The organism is Micromonospora sp. WMMD987, assembly GCF_029581435.1.
In the GTDB taxonomy this organism is placed as follows: domain Bacteria; phylum Actinomycetota; class Actinomycetes; order Mycobacteriales; family Micromonosporaceae; genus Micromonospora; species Micromonospora rifamycinica.
Genome location: NZ_CP120861.1, coordinates 1,367,577 through 1,385,230 on the forward strand (window position 1 = coordinate 1,367,577; position 17,654 = coordinate 1,385,230).

The window sequence follows — 17,654 nt, forward strand, 5'->3', positions numbered from 1 at the left end:
GTCCGGCAACGCGCGGGGGAACCAAACCGGGGGGATGCACGGGGCGGCCGGCGGCTGGGCGGGAGACCGTCCAGCGCCGACCGCCCCGTGCGCTGCTCAGGGACGGCCGGCTGCGCGCCGGGGGGATGCGGGCGTAAGGTTGACCGTCGCGCAGCCATCGTTCGACAGGAGCCTTCATGACCAGCACCCTCCCGGCGTCACACGACGACGCCCGGCCGAGCACCCTCGCCGAGGGCGACTACAAGGTGGCGGATCTGTCGCTCGCCGAGTTCGGGCGCAAGGAGATCCGCCTCGCCGAGCACGAGATGCCCGGCCTGATGGCGATCCGCCGTGAATTCGCCGACACCCAGCCGCTCGCCGGCGCCCGGATCACCGGTTCGCTGCACATGACCATCCAGACGGCCGTCCTGATCGAGACGCTGGTCGCCCTCGGCGCGCAGGTCCGGTGGGCGTCCTGCAACATCTTCTCCACCCAGGACCACGCCGCGGCGGCGATCGTGGTCGGCCCCGAGGGCACCCCCGAGGCGCCGAGCGGCGTCCCGGTCTACGCCTGGAAGGGCGAGAGCCTGGAAGAGTACTGGTGGTGCACCGAGCAGGTGCTCGCCTGGCCGGACGGTCAGGGGCCGAACATGATCCTCGACGACGGCGGTGACGCCACCCTGCTGGTCCACAAGGGCGTCGAGTTCGAGAAGGCCGGGGTCGTCCCGCCCGTCGAGTCCGCCGACTCCGAGGAGTACGCGGTCATCCTCCAGGTGCTGCACCGCAGCCTCGCCGAGGACGGCCAGCGCTGGACCCGGATCGCGTCCGGCATCAAGGGGGTCACCGAGGAGACCACCACCGGTGTGCACCGGCTCTACGAGATGCACCGGGCCGGCACCCTGCTCTTCCCGGCCATCAACGTCAACGACTCGGTGACCAAGAGCAAGTTCGACAACAAGTACGGCTGCCGGCACTCGCTGATCGACGGCATCAACCGGGCCACCGACGTGCTGATCGGCGGCAAGATGGCCGTCGTGCTCGGCTACGGCGACGTGGGCAAGGGCTGCGCCGAGTCGCTGCGCGGCCAGGGCGCCCGGGTCGTGGTGACCGAGGTCGACCCGATCTGCGCGCTCCAGGCGGCGATGGACGGCTACCAGGTCGCCACCCTGGAGGACGTGGTCGAGCAGGCCGACATCTTCATCACCGCGACCGGCTGCTTCGACGTCATCACCAACGAGCACATGGCCCGGATGAAGCACCAGGCCATCGTCGGCAACATCGGCCACTTCGACAACGAGATCGACATGGCCGGCCTGATGAAGCGCTCGGACGTCACCCGGGAGAACATCAAGCCGCAGGTCGACGTGTGGCGCTTCGACGACGGCCACGCCATCATCGTGCTGTCCGAGGGCCGTCTGCTGAACCTGGGCAACGCCACCGGGCACCCGAGCTTCGTGATGTCGAACTCGTTCGCCAACCAGACGATCGCCCAGATCGAGCTGTTCACCAAGACCGACGAGTACCCGACCGGCGTCTACGTGCTTCCCAAGCACCTGGACGAGAAGGTCGCCCGGCTGCACCTGGGCGCGCTCGGTGCCCGGCTGACCGAGCTGACCAAGGAGCAGGCCGCGTACCTCGGCGTCTCTCCGGCCGGTCCGTTCAAGCCGGAGCACTACCGCTACTGAGCACCGCACCTGACGATGGAGGGGGTCGGCCGCGACATGGCCGGCTCCCTCCCCCGTGTCGGGGTCAGGGTGCGTCGGGTCGGCGGCGGGCCGGGCGGACCCAGGTCCACACGCACCAGGCGAGCCAGGCCAGCGAGACGACCACGGCCAGCGGACGCAGCCGGAGCGCGTTGAGCACGATCACCAGCGCGAGTACGCCCAGCCACGGGCCGAAGCCCCTCACCGGTGCCGTCCCGGCCGGCGGGGGTGGGGCGCGTGGGGGTCGGAAGCCCCTGGTGGTGGGGTATGCGCGGGATGCAGGGTGGGGGTGCGGGGCGTGTCGGGCACGGGCCGTCCTGTCCTGGGGGTACCTCGGATCCTGCCATGCCGGACGGCCGGCGGGCACCCCCTGACCAGCAGGTCCGCCCGACCCTTCCGACCAGGGTGAACCCGGTCATGAACGACTTGACGGGACCATGGATCAGGAGGAAGGTATGGCTGCCCTAAGTTACCTGAGGCTTGCCTGACCACTACACGGAGCACCGATGTTCGCCACGTACCTGATCGGCCTGCGGGAGGGGCTGGAGGCCACGCTCGTCGTCAGCATCCTGGTCGCCTTCCTGGTCAAGTCGCAGCGTCGGGACCGGTTGCCCCAGGTGTGGGCCGGGGTCGGGCTGGCGGTGGCGCTCTCGGTCCTCTTCGGCTGGCTCATCGAGTACACCTCGACCGAGCTGCTCGCCCGCTCCGAGGACCGCGAGTTGTTCGAGGCCGTCACCTCGGTCGCCGCCGTGGTCTTCGTGACCTGGATGATCTTCTGGATGCGTCGGGCGGCCCGGACGATCGCCGGTGAGCTGCGCGGCAGACTGAGCGAGGCGCTCGCCGTCGGCTCCCTCGCGGTGGCCGGGATGGCCTTCCTCGCGGTGGTCCGCGAGGGTCTGGAGACCGCACTGATCTTCTACTCGGCGGCGCGGAGCGCGACCGGCGGCACCGGATCCGGGCCGCTGCTGGCCCTGGTCGGCGGCATCGCCACCGCCGTCGGGATCGGCTTCCTGCTCTACCGCAGCGCACTGCGGATCAACCTGTCGACGTTCTTCACCTGGACGGGCGCGCTGTTGATCCTGGTCGCCGCCGGCATCCTCAAGTACGGCGTGCACGACTTCCAGGAGGCCGGGGTGCTGCCCGGCCTGAACGACCTGGCCTTCGACATCACCGGTGTGCTCGATCCCAACACCTGGTACGCCACGCTGCTCGCCGGCATGTTCAACATCACCGCCGCCCCGAGCGTGCTGGAGACGGTCGCCTGGGTCGCCTACGCCCTACCGGTGCTGGTGCTGTTCCTGCGTCGTGGGGCGGCCCCCGCCGCGAAGCCCGTCCCCGCCGTGAAGGTCGCGCCGACCGGCGAACCGGCCGCCCCCGCCGCGAAGTCCGCCCCCGCCGCGAAGCCCGTGCCGACCGGCGAACCGGCCGTCCCCGGACGGGTCGCCGCCGCGGCCACCGACGATGCCGGGTCGACCGGCCCGACCGGCGACGGTTCCGATCCGGCCTCCACCGCCGACGGTCGCCCCACCACCCGGCCGGCCGTGTCGCGGCGTTCCTGAACCCGCCCTTTCCAAGGAGACAAGCAACGATGCGTACCACCCGTTTCCTGGCGCTCGCCGCCGTCGGCGCGCTCGCCGTCACCGGTGTCACCGCCTGCGGCGGCAAGGACGAGCGGCAGGACGCCGGGGCCGCCCACACGGTCAAGGTCAAGGCCACCGACAGCGTGTGCGAGGTCGACGTCACCGAGCTGGACGCCGGTCAGGCGACCTTCACGGTGACCAACACCGGCAGCAAGGTCAACGAGTTCTACGTCTACGCCGCCGGTGACCGGGTGATGGGCGAGGTGGAGAACATCGCCCCGGGGCTCAGCCGGGAGCTGCGGGTGGAACTGCCGGCGGGGACGTACGAGACGGCCTGCAAGCCCGGGATGAGCGGCCGGGGCATCCGGGGCGCGCTGAAGGTCAGCGGCACCGCCGCGACCGTCGCCCCGGACGCCGCGCTGACCGAGGCCACCGCCAGCTACCAGCGGTACGTGACCAGCCAGACCGCCGCCCTGCTGACGAAGACCGAGGAGTTCGTCACCGCCGTCAAGGCCGGCGACGTGCCGAAGGCCAAGGCCCTGTACCCGGTGGCGCGCACCTACTGGGAGCGGATCGAGCCGGTCGCGGAGAGCTTCGGTGACCTCGACCCCAAGATCGACGGTCGGGAGGAGGTCATCGAGGAGGGCATGGAGTTCACCGGCTTCCACCGGATCGAGAAGGACCTCTGGACCACCGGGGACATCAGTAAGGACGGCCCGATCGCCGACCGGCTGCTGGTCGACGTCAAGGAGATCGTGAGCCGGGCCAACGCCGAGAAGCTCACCCCGCTCCAGCTCGCCAACGGGGCCAAGGCCCTGCTCGACGAGGTGGCCAGCGGCAAGATCACCGGCGAGGAGGAACGGTACTCGCACACGGACCTCTGGGACTTCAACGCCAACCTGGAGGGCTCGAAGGCGGCCGTCGCCGCGCTGCGGCCCGCGCTGGAGCAGCGCGCCCCGGACCTGGTCGCCCAGCTCGACAAGGAGTTCGCCGCAGTGGAGGCGGCGCTCGGCAAGCACCGCGACGGCGACGGCTGGAAGCTGCACACCCAGCTCAGCAAGGCCGACCTCAAGGAGCTGTCGGACAGCATCAACGCTCTCGCCGAGCCGGTCAGCAAGGTCGCCGCCGCCGTCGCCCGGTGACGACGGGTCAGCACGGCCGTCACCGTACGGCGGCCGGTCCCTCCCAGGAGAGTCGATGAGCGAGCAGAGCAGCACCACCGGAAGAGGCCGCCGCCGGCTGTCCCGGCGGCGGGCGATCACCCTCGTCGGGGTCGGCGCCGCCGGGGTGGCCGGGGTGGCCGCCGGAGCGGGCGCGCTGACCCGCGACGGCGACCGGGCCGCCGCGAACGACGGGGCCGCCGGGGCGGTGCCGTTCTACGGCGAGCACCAGGCCGGGATCACCACCCCCGCCCAGGACCGGCTGCACTTCGTCGCCTTCGACGTGATCACCAAGGACCGGGACCGGCTGGTCGCGATGCTCCAGGAGTGGACCGCCGCCGCCGCCCGGATGACGAGCGGGAAGGACGCCGGGGTGATCGGTGCGGTCGGCGGCATGCCGGAGGCCCCGCCGGACGACACCGGCGAGGCGCTCGGCCTGCCCCCGTCGCAGCTCACCCTGACCGTCGGCTTCGGTGCCACGCTGTTCCGCGACGCGCAGGGCCGTGACCGGTTCGGGCTCGCCGGCCGCCGGCCCGCCGCCCTGGCCGACCTGCCGCACTTCGCCGGGGACGCGTTGCGCCCGGACATCTCCGGCGGTGACCTGTGCGTGCAGGCCTGCGCCAACGATCCGCAGGTGGCGGTGCACGCCATCCGGAACCTGGCCCGGATCGGCATGGGCGTGGTCAGCGTCCGCTGGTCCCAGCTCGGCTTCGGGCGTACCTCGTCGACGTCACGGGACCAGGCCACCCCGCGTAACCTCTTCGGCTTCAAGGACGGCACCGCCAACCTCAAGGCCGAGGACGCCGGGCTGCTGCGCGAGCAGCTCTGGGTCCAGCCCGACGACGGCACGGACTGGATGACCGGGGGTTCCTACCTGGTCACCCGCAAGATTCGGATGCAGATCGAGACCTGGGACCGCAGTTCGCTGGTCGAGCAGGAACAGATCGTCGGGCGGACCAAGGGCGGCGGCGCTCCACTGGGCCGCCGGGACGAGTTCGACGAGCCGGACTTCGCCGCGAAGGGCGACGACGGACAGCCGGTGATCGCCGAGGACTCGCACGTGCGGCTCGCCCACCCCAGCCAGAACGACGGCGCCCGGCTGCTGCGCCGGGGCTACAACTACGTCGACGGCTCGGACGGGCTGGGCCGGCTGGACGCCGGGCTGTTCTTCATGGCCTACCAGCGGGATCCGCGCCGGCAGTTCGTGCCGATCCAGACCCGGCTCGCCCGCAACGACGCGATGAACGAGTACCTGCGGCACGTCTCCAGTGGCCTGTTCGCCTGCCCGGCCGGGGTCCGCGACGCCGCCGACTGGTGGGGCCGCACCCTGTTCAGCTGAACGGCGACCCGGTAGCGCCCGGCCCTGCCCCGGTGGCCCGGCGGTCCGGCTCCCGTGGGGCCGGTGCGGAACCATCCGACGACGCCGGCCGGAGCACCGGCCCGGCCGGGGCCGGCAGGCCGGTCGCGATCGGTGGCGGGCCGACGGTGGCCGGTGGCGGGCCGACGGAAGCCGATGGCGGACTGGCAGTGGTCGGTGGCGGGCCGACGGTGGTCGGGTCGGGCCAGAGCATGGCGGTGACCGCCCGGTGGCGGCGCAGCCGCAACGCGCCCCGCCGGTTCCGTTCCGCCAGCACCGCGGCCAGCAGCAACGGCTCCGGTACGCCGGGCGGCGGCGCCGGGGAGGTCACCGCCCCCACCTCGCGCCACAACTGCCGGGCCAGCCGGCTCCGGTACGGCTCGACGAGCTGCGCACCCCGGGTCAGGTACTGCCGGACCGCCAGTGCCAGCGCGTCGTCGAGCCGGGTCAGGTCCAGGGTGACCGCCCAGCCGGCCAGCGGCGGGATGATCTGCGGAGCGGGTCGCCAGCTCTGTGCGGACCGGGTGTGCACCACCATGGTCCCGGCCACCAGGTCGCCCAGCCGTCGGCCACGCGGATCGGTCAGCATCACCGCCGCCCCGGCTGCCCAGCTCAGCAGGGGCAGTACCAACCCCGGCCACTCCACGGCCACCCCGACCAGCGCCCGGGTCAGCGACTGGCCCACCCCCACCGGCCCGCCGTCGGCGTCGACCACCCGCAGGCCGACCGCGAGCTTGCCCGGCGTCCGGCCGTGGTTGAGGCGTTCCCAGAGCACCGGGTAGCCCACCAGCACCAGCACCAGGCCGAGCGTCTCCAGCGCGCCGGTGAACGCCCGGTCCACCACCGGGTCGGGAAGCAGGATCAGCACCAGCGGGATCAGCGTCAGGGCCAGCAACGCCGCGCAGAGCAGTTGCCCGACGATGTCGATCAGCAGCGCCAGCACCCGGGATCCGAGCCGCGCGGCCCGGACGTCCAGCTCGACGGCCTCGCCGCTGACCAGCCCGGCGTCCGCCGTACGGCCCGCCGGGCCGCCGGCCGCCGCGCGGCCCGCCCACCGGTCGACCGGGCCGGGGCCGGCTGCTGCGGCGTCCGCCCCGTGACGGGTCGCGCCGACGCCGGCCGGCACCGCTGGTTGCGCGCTCACCCGGACAGTGAACACTATGGGCGCGGGACGGGGGAGGACCAGTGGATCTCGACGCGTACGTCGCCGAGCACGGCCACGAGTGGCGGCGGCTGGAGTTGTACTGCGAACGTCGCCGGCTCGACGTCGACGAGATCGACGACATGCTGGTGCTCTACCAGCGCACCGCCACCCACCTGTCCACGCTGCGCAGCCGGGCACCGGATCCGGCCCTGGTCAGCCGGCTGTCCCGGCTGGTCCTGCGGGCCCGTGCCCGGATCACCGGCCGTCGCCGGCTGTCCTGGGCGGCCGTCGGGCGGTTCGTCACCGTCGGGTTCCCCGGCGCGGTCTACCGGGCCTGGCCGTGGTGGTGCGCGGTGTCCACCGGGTTCAGCCTGCTCAGCGGCTTCCTCATCTGGTACGTCGCGGCCAATCCGGGCACCGCTGCCGCGTTCATCGGCCCGGACGCCGCCGCCGACCTGGTCGACTCCGGCTTCGCCGGCTACTACACCGAGTTCTCCGCGCCGACGTTCGCCTTCCACCTGTGGACGCACAACGCCTGGATCGCCGCCCAGTGCCTGGCCTCGGGGGTGCTCGTGGTGCCGGTGTGCTACCTGCTGTGGCAGAACGCGTTGAACGTCGGCGTGGTCGGCGGGGTGATGGTCTCCTACGGCCGGGCCGACGTCTTCTTCGGGCTGATCACCCCGCACGGGCTGTTGGAGCTGACCGGGGTCTTCGTCGCGGCCGGGGTGGGGCTGCGGACCGCCTGGGCCTGGATCTCGCCGCCGGAGCACCTGGGCCGGGGGCGGGCGGTGGCCGAGGCGGGCCGGTCGGCGATCCTGGTCGCCGTGGGCCTGGTCGGGCTCTTCGCGGTCTCCGCGCTGCTGGAGGCGTTCGTCACCCCGTCGCCGGTGCCGGTGGCGCTGCGGGTCGGCGTCGGCGCGTCGGTGTGGCTGGGCTTCCTGGCGTACGTGGTGCTGCTCGGTCGCCGGGCCCTCGCCGCCGACCGTCCACCGGCCGAGCGGACCGACCCGTGGCTGGCCGAACTCTGGCCCTCGACCGATCCCGCCCGCGCCTGGCACCCCACCCACCGCCCGCGCTGACCCGCCCACCGTCAGAGCTGGCCGAGGGCCTTGAGCCGGAGGTAGGTGTCGGCCAGGGCGGGGGCGAGCCGGGCCGCCGGGGCGTCCACCACGGTCACCCCGTACCGGGCGAGGGCGGTGCGGACCCGGTCCCGCTCGGCGAGCGCCCGCCAGCCGGCCGCGGCCGCGTAGACGTCCTCGCGGCGTACCGGCGGTGTGGTGGTCAGCGCGGTGAGCACCGGGTCGTGCACGGCCGCCACCACCACCCGGTGCCGGGCCGCCAGCCGGGGCAGCACCGGCAGCAGACCCTCGGCGAGCGCGCCCGCCTCCAGGGCGGTGCAGAGCACCACCAGGCTGCGCCGCCGGTGCCGGCGCAGGATCTCCGCGACGATCAGGTCGAAGTCGGTCTCGACCAGCGCCGGGTGCAGCGGCGCGAGCGCGTGCACCAGCCGGTGGAGCAGGGCGGTCTGGCCGCTGCCGGTGACCGTGGCCCGGATCTCGGTGTCGGCGGCGAGCAGGTCGACCCGGTCCCCGGCCCGGGAGGCGAGCGCGGCCAGCAGCAACGCCGCGTCGATGGCGGTGTCCAGCCGGGGTTCGTCGCCGACCCGGACCGCCGAGGTGCGGCCGGTGTCCAGCACGCAGACCAGTCGCCGGTCGCGCTCCGGCCGCCAGGTGCGCACCAGCACGTCCGACCGGCGGGCACTGGCCCGCCAGTCGATCGACCGGACGTCGTCGCCGACCACGTACTCGCGCAGGGTGTCGAACTCGGTGCCCTGGCCGCGTCCCCGGGTGACCTGGGTGCCGTCGATGACCCGCAGCCGGGACAGCTTCTCCGGCAGGTGCCGCCGGGAGTCGAACCGGGGCAGCACCCGCAGCGTCCAACCGGGGGCGGCGGGACGCCCGGCCCGCTGCCGGAACGCCAACCCGAGCGGCCCGAGCGAGCGCACCGCCACGGTCACCGCCGGCCGGTCGCCGCGCCGGGTGGGGGTGAGCCGGTTGGGCAGCACCAGCACCCCGCCGGGCTCGACCAGGCACACCCGGCCCGGCGGTACGTCCGGACGTGCCCCGGCGGACGGCACCCACCCGTCGCGTACCCGGACGCGCAGCGTACGCCCGGAGGTGTTGGCCAGGCGCAGGGTGACGGTCGCGCGGTGGCCGAGCCGGACGGCGCGGTCGCCCTCGCGGTCGACGGTGATCCCGTGCAGCGGGGCGGCGAGCGCCCAGTCCCCGGCGGCCAGCAGCAGCACCGCGGCGGTCATCACGGCCACCCCGAGCAGCGGATCCGGCCAGAACGGCAGGGTCGGCACCCCGGCCAGCAGCAGAACGGCCGCCCGCCAGGTCATCGCGGGGTCGGCACGGTGGCCAGCACCGTGTCCAGCACCGCGTCGACCCCGACCCCCTCCAGCTCCACCTCGGGGCGCAGCCGCAGCCGGTGCCGCAGCGTCGGGCGGGCGGTGGCCTTCACGTCGTCGGGGGTGACGTGGTCCCGACCGGCCAGCCAGGCCCACGCCTTGGCGGTGCCCAGCAGCCCGGTCGCGCCCCGGGGCGAGGCGCCGAGTTCCAGCGCCGGGGTGACCCGGGTGGCCCGGCACAGGTCCACGATGTAGCCGAGCACCGGCTCGGCCACGTGCACCCGGCCGACCGCCTCCCGGGCGGCGGCCAGGTCGGCGGCGGTGGCCACCGGGCGTACGCCGGCCGCGCCGAGGTCACGCGGGTCGAACCCGGCGTGGTGGGCACGCAGCACACCCAGCTCCTCGTCCCGGTTGGGCAGCGGCACGGTCAGCTTGAGCAGGAACCGGTCGAGCTGGGCCTCGGGCAGCGGGTAGGTGCCCTCGTACTCGACGGGGTTCTGGGTGGCGGCCACGATGAACGGGTCCGGCAGCGGCCGGCGGGCACCCTCCACCGACACCTGACGTTCCTCCATCACCTCCAGCAGCGCCGACTGGGTCTTCGGCGGCGTCCGGTTGATCTCGTCGGCGAGCAGCAGGTTGGTGAAGACCGGCCCCTCCCGGAAGGTGAACGCGGCGGTACGCGGGTCGAAGATCAGCGACCCGGTGACGTCGCCGGGCATCAGGTCGGGGGTGAACTGGACCCGCTTGGAGTCCAGGTCGAGGGCGGCGGCGACGGTGCGGATCAGCAGCGTCTTGGCCACCCCGGGCACCCCTTCCAGCAGCACGTGGCCCCGGCAGAGCAGCGCGATCACCAGGCCGGTGACCACGGCGTCCTGGCCGACGACCGCCTTGGCCACCTCGGCGCGCAGCCGGTGCAGGGCCGCCCGGGCGTCGTCCGGGCCGGCCGTGGGCTCGACGGTGCTGGCGGGTCGGGTCACCTGGGGTCTCCTTCGGTCGGACGGCCGGACGCTGCCGCCACGGTACGGGTCAGCCCGTCCAGCGACCGGGCCAGCGCCACCAGTTCGGCGTCGGTGTGCGGGGCTGCGCCGTAGAGCAGTTCGTGGATCTGCCCCGGGTCGCCGCCGACCCGCTCGGCGACCCGGGCGGCCAGCTCCGCGTGCCCGGTGGTGGCGGGCAGGTCGAGCCGGCCGCGCACCCGGTCCAGCGTGGCGGCACGCAGGGTGGCGGCGGTCGGACCCCGGGCGCGGGCCCGCTGGTAGAGCCGGGCCCGGCCGAGGACGGTCTCGGCGGAGCGGACCTCGACCGGCAGCGGCTCGCCGACCGGTGGCCCGAGCCGGCGGGCCCGCCAGAGCACGACCAGCAGGGCGACCAGGGCGAGCTGGAGCAGCAGCGCCCAGAACCAGGGCGGGAAGGCGTCCCGGAGCGGGTGGTCGTCCGGTGGGGGTGGGCCGCCCTGGTCGGGGGCGTCGCCCGGTCCGTCGTGCTCGTCGGCGGAGGTGCCGGGGCCGCCGGGCTGCCCCTGGCCCTCGCCGGTGCCGCCGCCGTCGTACCCGGTGCCGCCGCCGGGGGTGGGTGACCAGGCGGGTTCGCCGTCGCCGCCGGGGCGGCCGAAGGTGGGGGCCGGTGCCGGGCCGTCGAGGTCCAGCCAGATCACCCGGTCGTGCACGCCGAGCAGGCCGGTGCCGAGCGCCTCGTTGCCCCGTTCGGCGATCCGGTCGTTGCGGAACGGGTCACTGGCGCCGATCACCACCGTCTCGGCCCGGCCGGGCAGCCGGACCAGGCCGCCCGCGTAGCAGCGGTCGAGGGCGACCGGTACGTCGGGTGCGGCGGCGTACCGCTGGAGCTGGGCGGCGGCGACGCCGGCCCGGGTCGCCTCGGGCAGCGGGCAGGGCCGGCCGTCGGTTTCCGGGCCGACCGCCCGGGTGGCCCACCGGCGGTCGGTCGGTACCACCGGCAGGCCGGCCGATTCGAGCATCCGGCGGGCCGGGTCGACGAGGACCAGTCGACGTCCGGCGGGCAGCTCACCCAGCGCGACGAGGGTGTCCGGGTGCAGCAGTTCCGGTGCCGGGACGAAGAGGGTGGCCGGGGCGGCGTCGAGGGCGAGCAGCGCGGGCAGCAGGGCGGTCTCCCGGCGGACGGTGACGCCCCGGGCGCGCAGCGCGTCGGCGAGGCGGCTGCCACCGTCGTCGTCGGTGGCGACCGGGGAGAGGAAACCGGGGTCGGTGGGGTCGGGCTGGTCCAGCGCGTGGACGCCGATCGTGCCGGCGAGGAGCGCGGCGGCGAGCGCCAGCGGCACGATCACCCGGTGCCGGCGTCGCCGCCGCCGCGGTGCGACCGGTGCCGGCGGACCGGTCGTCGGCCGGGTCACGGGGTCCTCCCGTCCGGTGGTGGGGTGGCGAGCGCCCGGTCCAGGTCGTCGGTGAGTTCCCGCATCCGGCGGTCGTGGTCGGCGGCGGCCGGACGCTGGGCGTACCACAGCTCGGTGAAGATCGTCCCGGCGGCGCGCAACGGCGGGGCGACCGGGGGACGGGCCTGGACCGCCGCCTCGGTGAGTTCGGTGACGGTCATCCCGGGTCGGGGTGCGACCGCGCCGGCGGCGACCAGCCGGCGGACCATGTCGCGCAGCCGCTCCCGGACGGCTTCGGCGTACCGGCCCTCGGCGGCCAGCCGGTCGGCCAGGGAGGGTCCGGGGCCGCCGGCGACGGCGTCGTCGCCCGCCCGGGGGCGGGGCAGCACGGTGCCGGTGGTGCCGCCGGCAGACCGGTCCGTCCGGCGGCGTCGCCGCCAGCGGGGCAGCCGCCACCGGGGCAGTCGGAACCGGGGCAGCCGGAGCCGGAGCCGGGGCAGCCGGCGGGGCACCCAGGCCGGGTGGTGGTACCAGGCGAGCGCGGTCAGCCCGGCGAGCAGCACCAGCAGCAGCGCGGCCAGCGGCAGCGGCAGGACGTCGCCGAGCGCGGCGACGGTCTCCGTCCACCACCGGCTCACCGGTCGGCCGCCGGCGGGACGGCCGCGACGACCCCGGCGGGGGTACGGGCGAGCTGGATGTCCAGTCCCTCGGTGCGCATCCGGACGTCCAGGTGGATCACGGCGTCCAGGCAGGCCAGGGCGGGGTAGGCCACGCTGTTCACCGCCGCCCAGGCGGCCATCGCGGCGACCACGCGGACGGCCGGGTCGGTCAGGTCGAGCAGGTGCAGCGACTCGACGCCGAAGAAGAGGCCGAGGGCCAGGCCGACCCGCAGCACCCACCAGCCGAGGTAGCCGAGCACCCGAACGGCGGCGGCCCGGCCGCGCAGGGCGACCCGGGCGGCCCGCGCGATCACGGACGTCCCGGGCACCCGGTCCAGCACCACCGCCGCGGCGACCGGGCCGAGTAGCCCGTAGCCGATCAGCCAGGCCGGGCCGAGCAGGGCCGCGACCAGGGTCAGCAGGCCGACCACCGGGGCGAGCAACAGGGTGACCCCCCAGCGCGCACCGGCCGGGCGGAGCAGCTCCCCGGTGCCGGCCCGGCGGCCGAGCAGCGCTGCGCCGGCCGCCCGCGCGGCCGGGTTGCCGAGCAGCAGGATGATCACCGCTTCGCCGGCGGCGCCCACCGCGAGCAGCAGCCACCAGTACGGGAACGGCCCGCTCCCGGTCCACCACACCGGGGGTACGGCGTCGGCGAGCCGGCGTAGCGGGTACAACAGCACCTGCTCACCGGCGGCGAGCAGGACACCCAGCGGGATCAGCACCCGGCCCCGGGTGCGCAGCAGCAGCACGGCGGAGTCGAGCAGCTCGCCGACGGTGAGCGGACGCCGGGGGAGCACGGCGGTCGGACCGGGGTCGGGCACGCGTACTCCTGCGAATGGTGGCTGGCGGGCGGCGACCTGCCCGGGGATCATGGTGACACGGCCCGACCGGCCGGGTGGACCCGCCGTGTGGCCGCCGCGATGCGGCCATCGGGGGAGATATCGCGCGGGGGACGTGCGGGGACACCTGTTCCGGCAGTACCGTGCCATCCAGACGCCGATCCCACCAACTGAACGGGGATGGAAACATAAACCCCATGAGAGCCCGGGTACTGGTGGTCGACGACGACCCCGCGCTCGCCGAGATGCTCGGCATCGTCCTGCGCAGTGAGGGGTTCCTGCCCTCCTTCGTCGCCGACGGGGAGCGGGCGTTGGCCGCGTTCCGGGACAGTCGCCCCGACATCGTGCTACTTGACCTGATGTTGCCCGGAATGAGCGGTATAGACGTCGCGCGGGCGATCCGTGGCGAGTCGGGTGTGCCGATCGTCATGCTGACCGCCAAGAGCGACACCGTCGACGTGGTGCTCGGCCTGGAGTCCGGCGCCGACGACTACGTGGTCAAGCCGTTCAAGCCCAAGGAGCTGGTGGCCCGGATGCGGGCCCGGCTGCGCCGGGGCGAGGACGTCGCACCGGAGATGCTGACCATCGGCCCGCCCGGCAACCAGATCACCATCGACGTTCCGGCGCACACCGTCAGCCGGGACGGCGAGGAGGTGAAGCTGACGCCGCTGGAGTTCGACCTGCTGGTCGCGCTCGCCCGCAAGCCGCGTCAGGTCTTCACCCGGGAGGTCCTGCTGGAACAGGTCTGGGGTTACCGGCACGCGGCGGACACCCGGCTGGTCAACGTGCACGTGCAACGGCTGCGGGCCAAGATCGAGCCGGATCCGGAGCGGCCGGAAATCATCCTGACCGTCCGGGGCGTGGGCTACAAGGCGGGTACCGGATAGCCTGGTCTACACCGTGACCAGCGCACCGAGCCCCACCCCCGAGCACCCCGCCGGCTGGCGTCCCGCCGCGCGGGCGCTGCGTGGCGCGCTGGTGGGGCACGCCTCGCGGGTGACCGCCGGCCTGCGCCAGACCTGGCGGCGGTCGTTGCAGGTCCGGGTGGTGACCATCACGCTGGTGGTGTCCAGCCTGCTGGTCGGCGGTTTCGCCTACCTGATCGCCGACAAGATCACCAGCATCCTGCTGGAGAACGCCGAGACCGACGTGCTGCTGCGGCTGCGCAACGGCAGCGACTACTCGGCAAAGCAGTTCAACCTCTACAGCCAGCCGCAGGAGACGCAGCTCCAGGACACCATCGAGGGTACGGTCAACTACCTGGCCGGGGGTGACCCGCAGCAGACCAGCGGGGTGGTGGTGGCGATCACCGCCGACAACTACGCCGGCGTCATCGAGACCCGCACCTCCCCGGCGACGGATGTCCGGCCGCTGGTGAGCCGGGAGCTGCGGGCCGCCGTCGCCGACGGCAAGGTGGCCCACCAGATCCGCACCGGCCGGCTCACCGGCGAGCGGACCAAGTACCTGGTCTACGGCTCCCCGGTGCCGACCCGCTTCGGCCAGCTGGAGCTGTACTACCTCGTCCCGCTCAACCGGCAGGACGCCACCGCCGCCGACGCGCGGTCCACCGTGATCGCCACCGGGGTGGCCCTGGTGCTGCTGCTCGGCCTGCTCGCCGCCCTGGTCACCCGGCTGGTGGTGACCCCGGTCCGGGTGGCCGCGCGGACCGCCCAGCGGCTGTCCGCCGGCCTGCTCGACCAACGGATGGCCGTCAACGGCGAGGACGACCTCGCCCTGCTCGCCACCTCGTTCAACCAGATGGCGACCAACCTGCAACGGCAGATCCTGCGGTTGGAGGAGATGTCCCGCCTCCAGCGCCGGTTCACCTCCGACGTCTCGCACGAGCTGCGTACCCCGCTGACCACCGTCCGGATGGCCGCCGACCTGATCTTCGCCGAGCGCGACGAGTTCGACCCGGCGGTGGCCCGCAGCGCCGAACTGCTGCACGCGGAGCTGGACCGGTTCGAGGAACTGCTCACCGACCTGCTGGAGATCAGCCGTTTCGACGCCGGCTTCGCCATGCTCGACTCCGAGCCGACCGACCTGGTGCCGGTGGTGCACCGGGTCGCCGACCGCCTCGCCGGGCTGGCCGAGCGGGTCGGGGTCACCATCGAGCTGGCCGTGCCGACCACCCCGGTGATCGCCGAGGTGGACCCGCGTCGGGTCGAGCGGGTGCTGCGCAACCTGGTCGGCAACGCCGTGGAGCACGGTGAGGCGAAACCGGTGGTGATCACCCTGGGGGTCGACGAGACCGCCGTGGCGGTCACCGTGCGCGACCACGGTGTCGGGCTCAAGCCGGGCGAGGAGAAGCTGGTCTTCAACCGGTTCTGGCGGGCCGACCCGTCCCGGGCACGGCAGACCGGCGGGACGGGCCTGGGCCTGTCGATCAGCCTGGAGGACGCCCGGTTGCACGGTGGCTGGCTGGAGGCCTGGGGTGCCCCGGGGCAGGGTGCCCAGTTCCGCCTCACCCTGCCGGTCCGTTCCGGTGACCGGCTCACCAGCTCACCGCTGCGGCTGGTCCCGGCCGACGCCACCCTGCCCTTCGGCGGCCCCCGCGACGGCGAGCTGCTGGCCATCGGCCCCGGCGACGGAGGCGTCCTGGCCATCGGCCCGGGGCCGGCCGCCGACCGGGCGGAGGTCCGGTCGTGAACCGGCGTCGGGCGCTGCTGGGGCTGCTCTGCGCCGCGCTGCTGGCGTTCGTCGCCGCCGGCTGCGGCATCCCCGACCAGACCGACCTCCAGGTCGACGGCTCGGGGCCGGCGGTGTCGGCCGGCGCGTCCAGCTCGGGTAGCGGCGAACCGCCGACCCGCGCCGCCAGTGGCAACGACCGGGAGAGCTTCGTCGAGAACTTCCTCTCCGCCGCGGCCGGCGAACCGGAGCGGGCGTACGCGCGGGTCAAGCAGTTCATCGCCCGCGAGGACCGCGACCGGCTGGCCGAGAAGCAGGGCAGCGAGGTCGCGATCAACGTGGTCCGGCTGACCGAGAAGCCGGTGATCACCCAGAACGCCAGCGGGCTGCTGACCGTCCGGGTGCCGGTGCAGCAGGTGGGGGTGCTGCGGGCCAACGGGGTGCTCGGTCCGCCGGTGGCGACCGACACCGAGTACCGGTTCTCGTTGCGCGGCTCCGCCGAGCCGGGCCGGGAGGACGCGGAGGACGCCGGGTACTACGTCACCGATCCACCCCCCGTGCTGCTGCTGAACACGGTGGCGTTGCAGCAGTACTACCAGACCCGCACGGTCTACTTCTGGAACTCCGACGCCACCCGGCTGGTCGCCGACCAGCGTTACCTGCCGGTCGCCGTGCCGGCCGAGCGGCTGGTCAGCGAGGTGGTCAAGTGGCTGGTCGCCGGCCCGTCGGACTGGCTCCGGCAGGGGGTCAGCGGCCTGCCGGACCGGACCGCCCTGATCAACAACGCGGTCAAGACCGACGGCCGCTGGGAGGTCAACCTCGACCTGCCCGGGGACGACCGCCGCAAGCTGGAGAGGCTCGGCATCCAGCTCGCCTGGTCGCTGTCCGCCCTGAACGGGCCACTCCAGCTCACCACCCGCAACCAGTCCCGGGTGACCATCGACGACCTGGCCGCCCACCGCCTCGCCAACCCGGTCTATCCGCTCACCCAGGCGCCGCAGCGGTTCACCGTCTACGACGGGGCGATCCGTCCGCTCGCCTCCGAGGGCGAGGGCGTCGGCACCGTCCCGCTCCGCGCGGAGGACAACCACGACATCGTCTCGGCCGCCCTGCGGCGGGCCAACGACAAGATCCTCGCCGCCCTGGTGACCACCGCCCCCGGCGGTCGGCAGCGGCTGGTGGCCGGCTCGGGTGCCGCCCCGGTGCAGACGATGACCACGGGGACGCAGACGTTCGCGGCGATCGGGCGGCCGGTCTGGCTGCGCCCGCTCGCGGCGGCCCAGCCGTACGGGCTGGTGGTGGCCGACGGGAAGCTCTACCGGTTCGACGACCGGGCCCGGATGGTGCCGGTGCCGGTGGGCGCGGCGGGACGGGTGAGCGCGGTGGCCGCCGCGCTGGACGGCCACCGGATCGCCCTGATCGTCGGGGGCCGGCCCTATCTCAGCGCGGCGAGCCTGGACGGCGGGGTGGTCTCGCTCGGCCCGGTGCGGCCGGTCGCCACCACCCTGACCGACCTGTCGGCGGTGGACTGGGAGCAGGAGAACAAGCTGGCCCTGGCCGGCTCGACGGACCGCTCCGGGGTGTACGAGCTGTGGGTCGACGGTGCGCAGCAGTCCGCCCTGGTCACCGACGTCGGTGCCGGGGTGACCCACCTGGCGGTGTACCCGGTCAACCCGACGTACGTGCTGCCCTCGGTCATGATGATGTACGAGGCCAACGGGGTCGCCTACCGCTACCGGTCGTCGTCGGTCGAGACGATCCGGGCGGAACAGGTGCTGGACGTGCCGCCCCCGCCCACCGGTGCCCGGGCGAGCAGCCCGACCGCGCCGTTCTTCCTGTTCTGAGCCG

Annotated in this window: 14 protein-coding genes and 1 pseudogene; 8 read left to right on the top strand and 7 right to left on the bottom strand. The window is 74.2% G+C overall.

The annotated features are described in order from the left end of the window. The first annotated feature begins 176 nt into the window (after window positions 1-176). Window positions 177-1,664, top strand: a complete 1,488-nt coding sequence (ahcY, locus tag O7612_RS06085; RefSeq protein WP_282271204.1) for an adenosylhomocysteinase — start codon at window positions 177-179, stop codon at window positions 1,662-1,664. A gap of 64 nt (window positions 1,665-1,728) precedes the next feature. On the opposite strand, the gene O7612_RS06090 is transcribed toward ahcY, so the two are convergent. Beyond that, complete coding sequence (locus O7612_RS06090; RefSeq protein WP_282271206.1) at window positions 1,729-1,887, bottom strand: hypothetical protein; 159 nt, start codon at window positions 1,885-1,887, stop codon at window positions 1,729-1,731. A 301-nt stretch (window positions 1,888-2,188) separates the two neighbouring features. Here O7612_RS06090 and efeU point away from each other — a divergent pair. From efeU to efeB, 3 genes and pseudogenes are all read left to right on the top strand, one after another. After that, a pseudogene (efeU, locus tag O7612_RS06095) lies at window positions 2,189-3,016 on the top strand (iron uptake transporter permease EfeU); the annotation flags it as partial. A 254-nt stretch (window positions 3,017-3,270) separates the two neighbouring features. Beyond that, a complete protein-coding gene (gene efeO, locus O7612_RS06100) occupies window positions 3,271-4,404 on the top strand; it encodes an iron uptake system protein EfeO (protein WP_282271207.1) in 1,134 nt (377 codons plus the stop codon). Window positions 4,405-4,459: 55 nt separating this feature from the next. Continuing rightward, complete coding sequence (gene efeB / locus O7612_RS06105; RefSeq protein WP_282271209.1) at window positions 4,460-5,761, top strand: iron uptake transporter deferrochelatase/peroxidase subunit; 1,302 nt, start codon at window positions 4,460-4,462, stop codon at window positions 5,759-5,761. Here the strand turns inward: efeB and O7612_RS06110 are convergent. Next, window positions 5,754-6,923, bottom strand: a complete 1,170-nt coding sequence (locus tag O7612_RS06110; RefSeq protein WP_282271211.1) for an RDD family protein — start codon at window positions 6,921-6,923, stop codon at window positions 5,754-5,756. The genes efeB and O7612_RS06110 overlap by 8 nt on opposite strands. A gap of 41 nt (window positions 6,924-6,964) precedes the next feature. Between O7612_RS06110 and O7612_RS06115 the strand changes: the two genes are divergently transcribed. Then, complete coding sequence (locus O7612_RS06115; RefSeq protein WP_282271212.1) at window positions 6,965-8,002, top strand: stage II sporulation protein M; 1,038 nt, start codon at window positions 6,965-6,967, stop codon at window positions 8,000-8,002. A gap of 11 nt (window positions 8,003-8,013) precedes the next feature. Here the strand turns inward: O7612_RS06115 and O7612_RS06120 are convergent, their stop codons facing one another. Genes O7612_RS06120 through O7612_RS06140 form a run of 5 tightly spaced genes read right to left on the bottom strand, consistent with a single transcriptional unit; the run spans window position 8,014 to window position 13,160 of the window. Further along, a complete protein-coding gene (locus tag O7612_RS06120) occupies window positions 8,014-9,324 on the bottom strand; it encodes a DUF58 domain-containing protein (RefSeq protein WP_282271214.1) in 1,311 nt (436 codons plus the stop codon). Beyond that, entirely contained in the window at window positions 9,321-10,310 is a 990-nt protein-coding gene (locus O7612_RS06125) for a MoxR family ATPase (RefSeq protein ID WP_282271216.1), read from the bottom strand. The genes O7612_RS06120 and O7612_RS06125 overlap by 4 nt, the downstream gene beginning before the upstream one ends. Beyond that, complete coding sequence (locus tag O7612_RS06130; RefSeq protein WP_282271218.1) at window positions 10,307-11,701, bottom strand: DUF4350 domain-containing protein; 1,395 nt, start codon at window positions 11,699-11,701, stop codon at window positions 10,307-10,309. Before O7612_RS06130 ends, O7612_RS06125 begins: the two co-directional genes overlap by 4 nt. Continuing rightward, window positions 11,698-12,318 carry a DUF4129 domain-containing protein gene (locus O7612_RS06135; protein WP_282271220.1) on the bottom strand — a complete coding sequence of 207 codons (621 nt, stop codon included), beginning with the start codon at window positions 12,316-12,318 and terminating at the stop codon, window positions 11,698-11,700. Before O7612_RS06135 ends, O7612_RS06130 begins: the two co-directional genes overlap by 4 nt. Further along, entirely contained in the window at window positions 12,315-13,160 is an 846-nt protein-coding gene (locus O7612_RS06140; RefSeq protein WP_282271222.1) for a hypothetical protein, read from the bottom strand. The genes O7612_RS06135 and O7612_RS06140 overlap by 4 nt, the downstream gene beginning before the upstream one ends. A gap of 215 nt (window positions 13,161-13,375) precedes the next feature. Here O7612_RS06140 and mtrA point away from each other — a divergent pair, with 215 nt between their 5' ends. The 3 genes from mtrA to O7612_RS06155 all read left to right on the top strand — a co-directional run bounded on the left by mtrA (window position 13,376) and on the right by O7612_RS06155 (window position 17,650). Continuing rightward, complete coding sequence (gene mtrA / locus O7612_RS06145; protein ID WP_067306208.1) at window positions 13,376-14,065, top strand: MtrAB system response regulator MtrA; 690 nt, start codon at window positions 13,376-13,378, stop codon at window positions 14,063-14,065. 88 nt (window positions 14,066-14,153) lie between these two features. Next, window positions 14,154-15,827 carry an MtrAB system histidine kinase MtrB gene (gene mtrB, locus O7612_RS06150; protein ID WP_282273822.1) on the top strand — a complete coding sequence of 558 codons (1,674 nt, stop codon included), beginning with the start codon at window positions 14,154-14,156 and terminating at the stop codon, window positions 15,825-15,827. Next, window positions 15,824-17,650, top strand: a complete 1,827-nt coding sequence (locus O7612_RS06155; protein WP_282271224.1) for an LpqB family beta-propeller domain-containing protein — start codon at window positions 15,824-15,826, stop codon at window positions 17,648-17,650. The genes mtrB and O7612_RS06155 overlap by 4 nt, the downstream gene beginning before the upstream one ends. Window positions 17,651-17,654 lie beyond the last annotated feature (4 nt).

Bases quoted from the DNA above. Each gene is read 5' to 3' on its own strand.
- efeB (WP_282271209.1), top strand. From the start codon at position 4,460: ATGAGCGAGCAGAGCAGCACCACCGGAAGAGGCCGCCGCCGGCTGTCC.
- efeO (WP_282271207.1), top strand. From the start codon at position 3,271: ATGCGTACCACCCGTTTCCTGGCGCTCGCCGCCGTCGGCGCGCTCGCC.
- ahcY (WP_282271204.1), top strand. From the start codon at position 177: ATGACCAGCACCCTCCCGGCGTCACACGACGACGCCCGGCCGAGCACC.
- O7612_RS06120 (WP_282271214.1), bottom strand. From the start codon at position 9,324: ATGACCTGGCGGGCGGCCGTTCTGCTGCTGGCCGGGGTGCCGACCCTG.
- mtrA (WP_067306208.1), top strand. From the start codon at position 13,376: ATGAGAGCCCGGGTACTGGTGGTCGACGACGACCCCGCGCTCGCCGAG.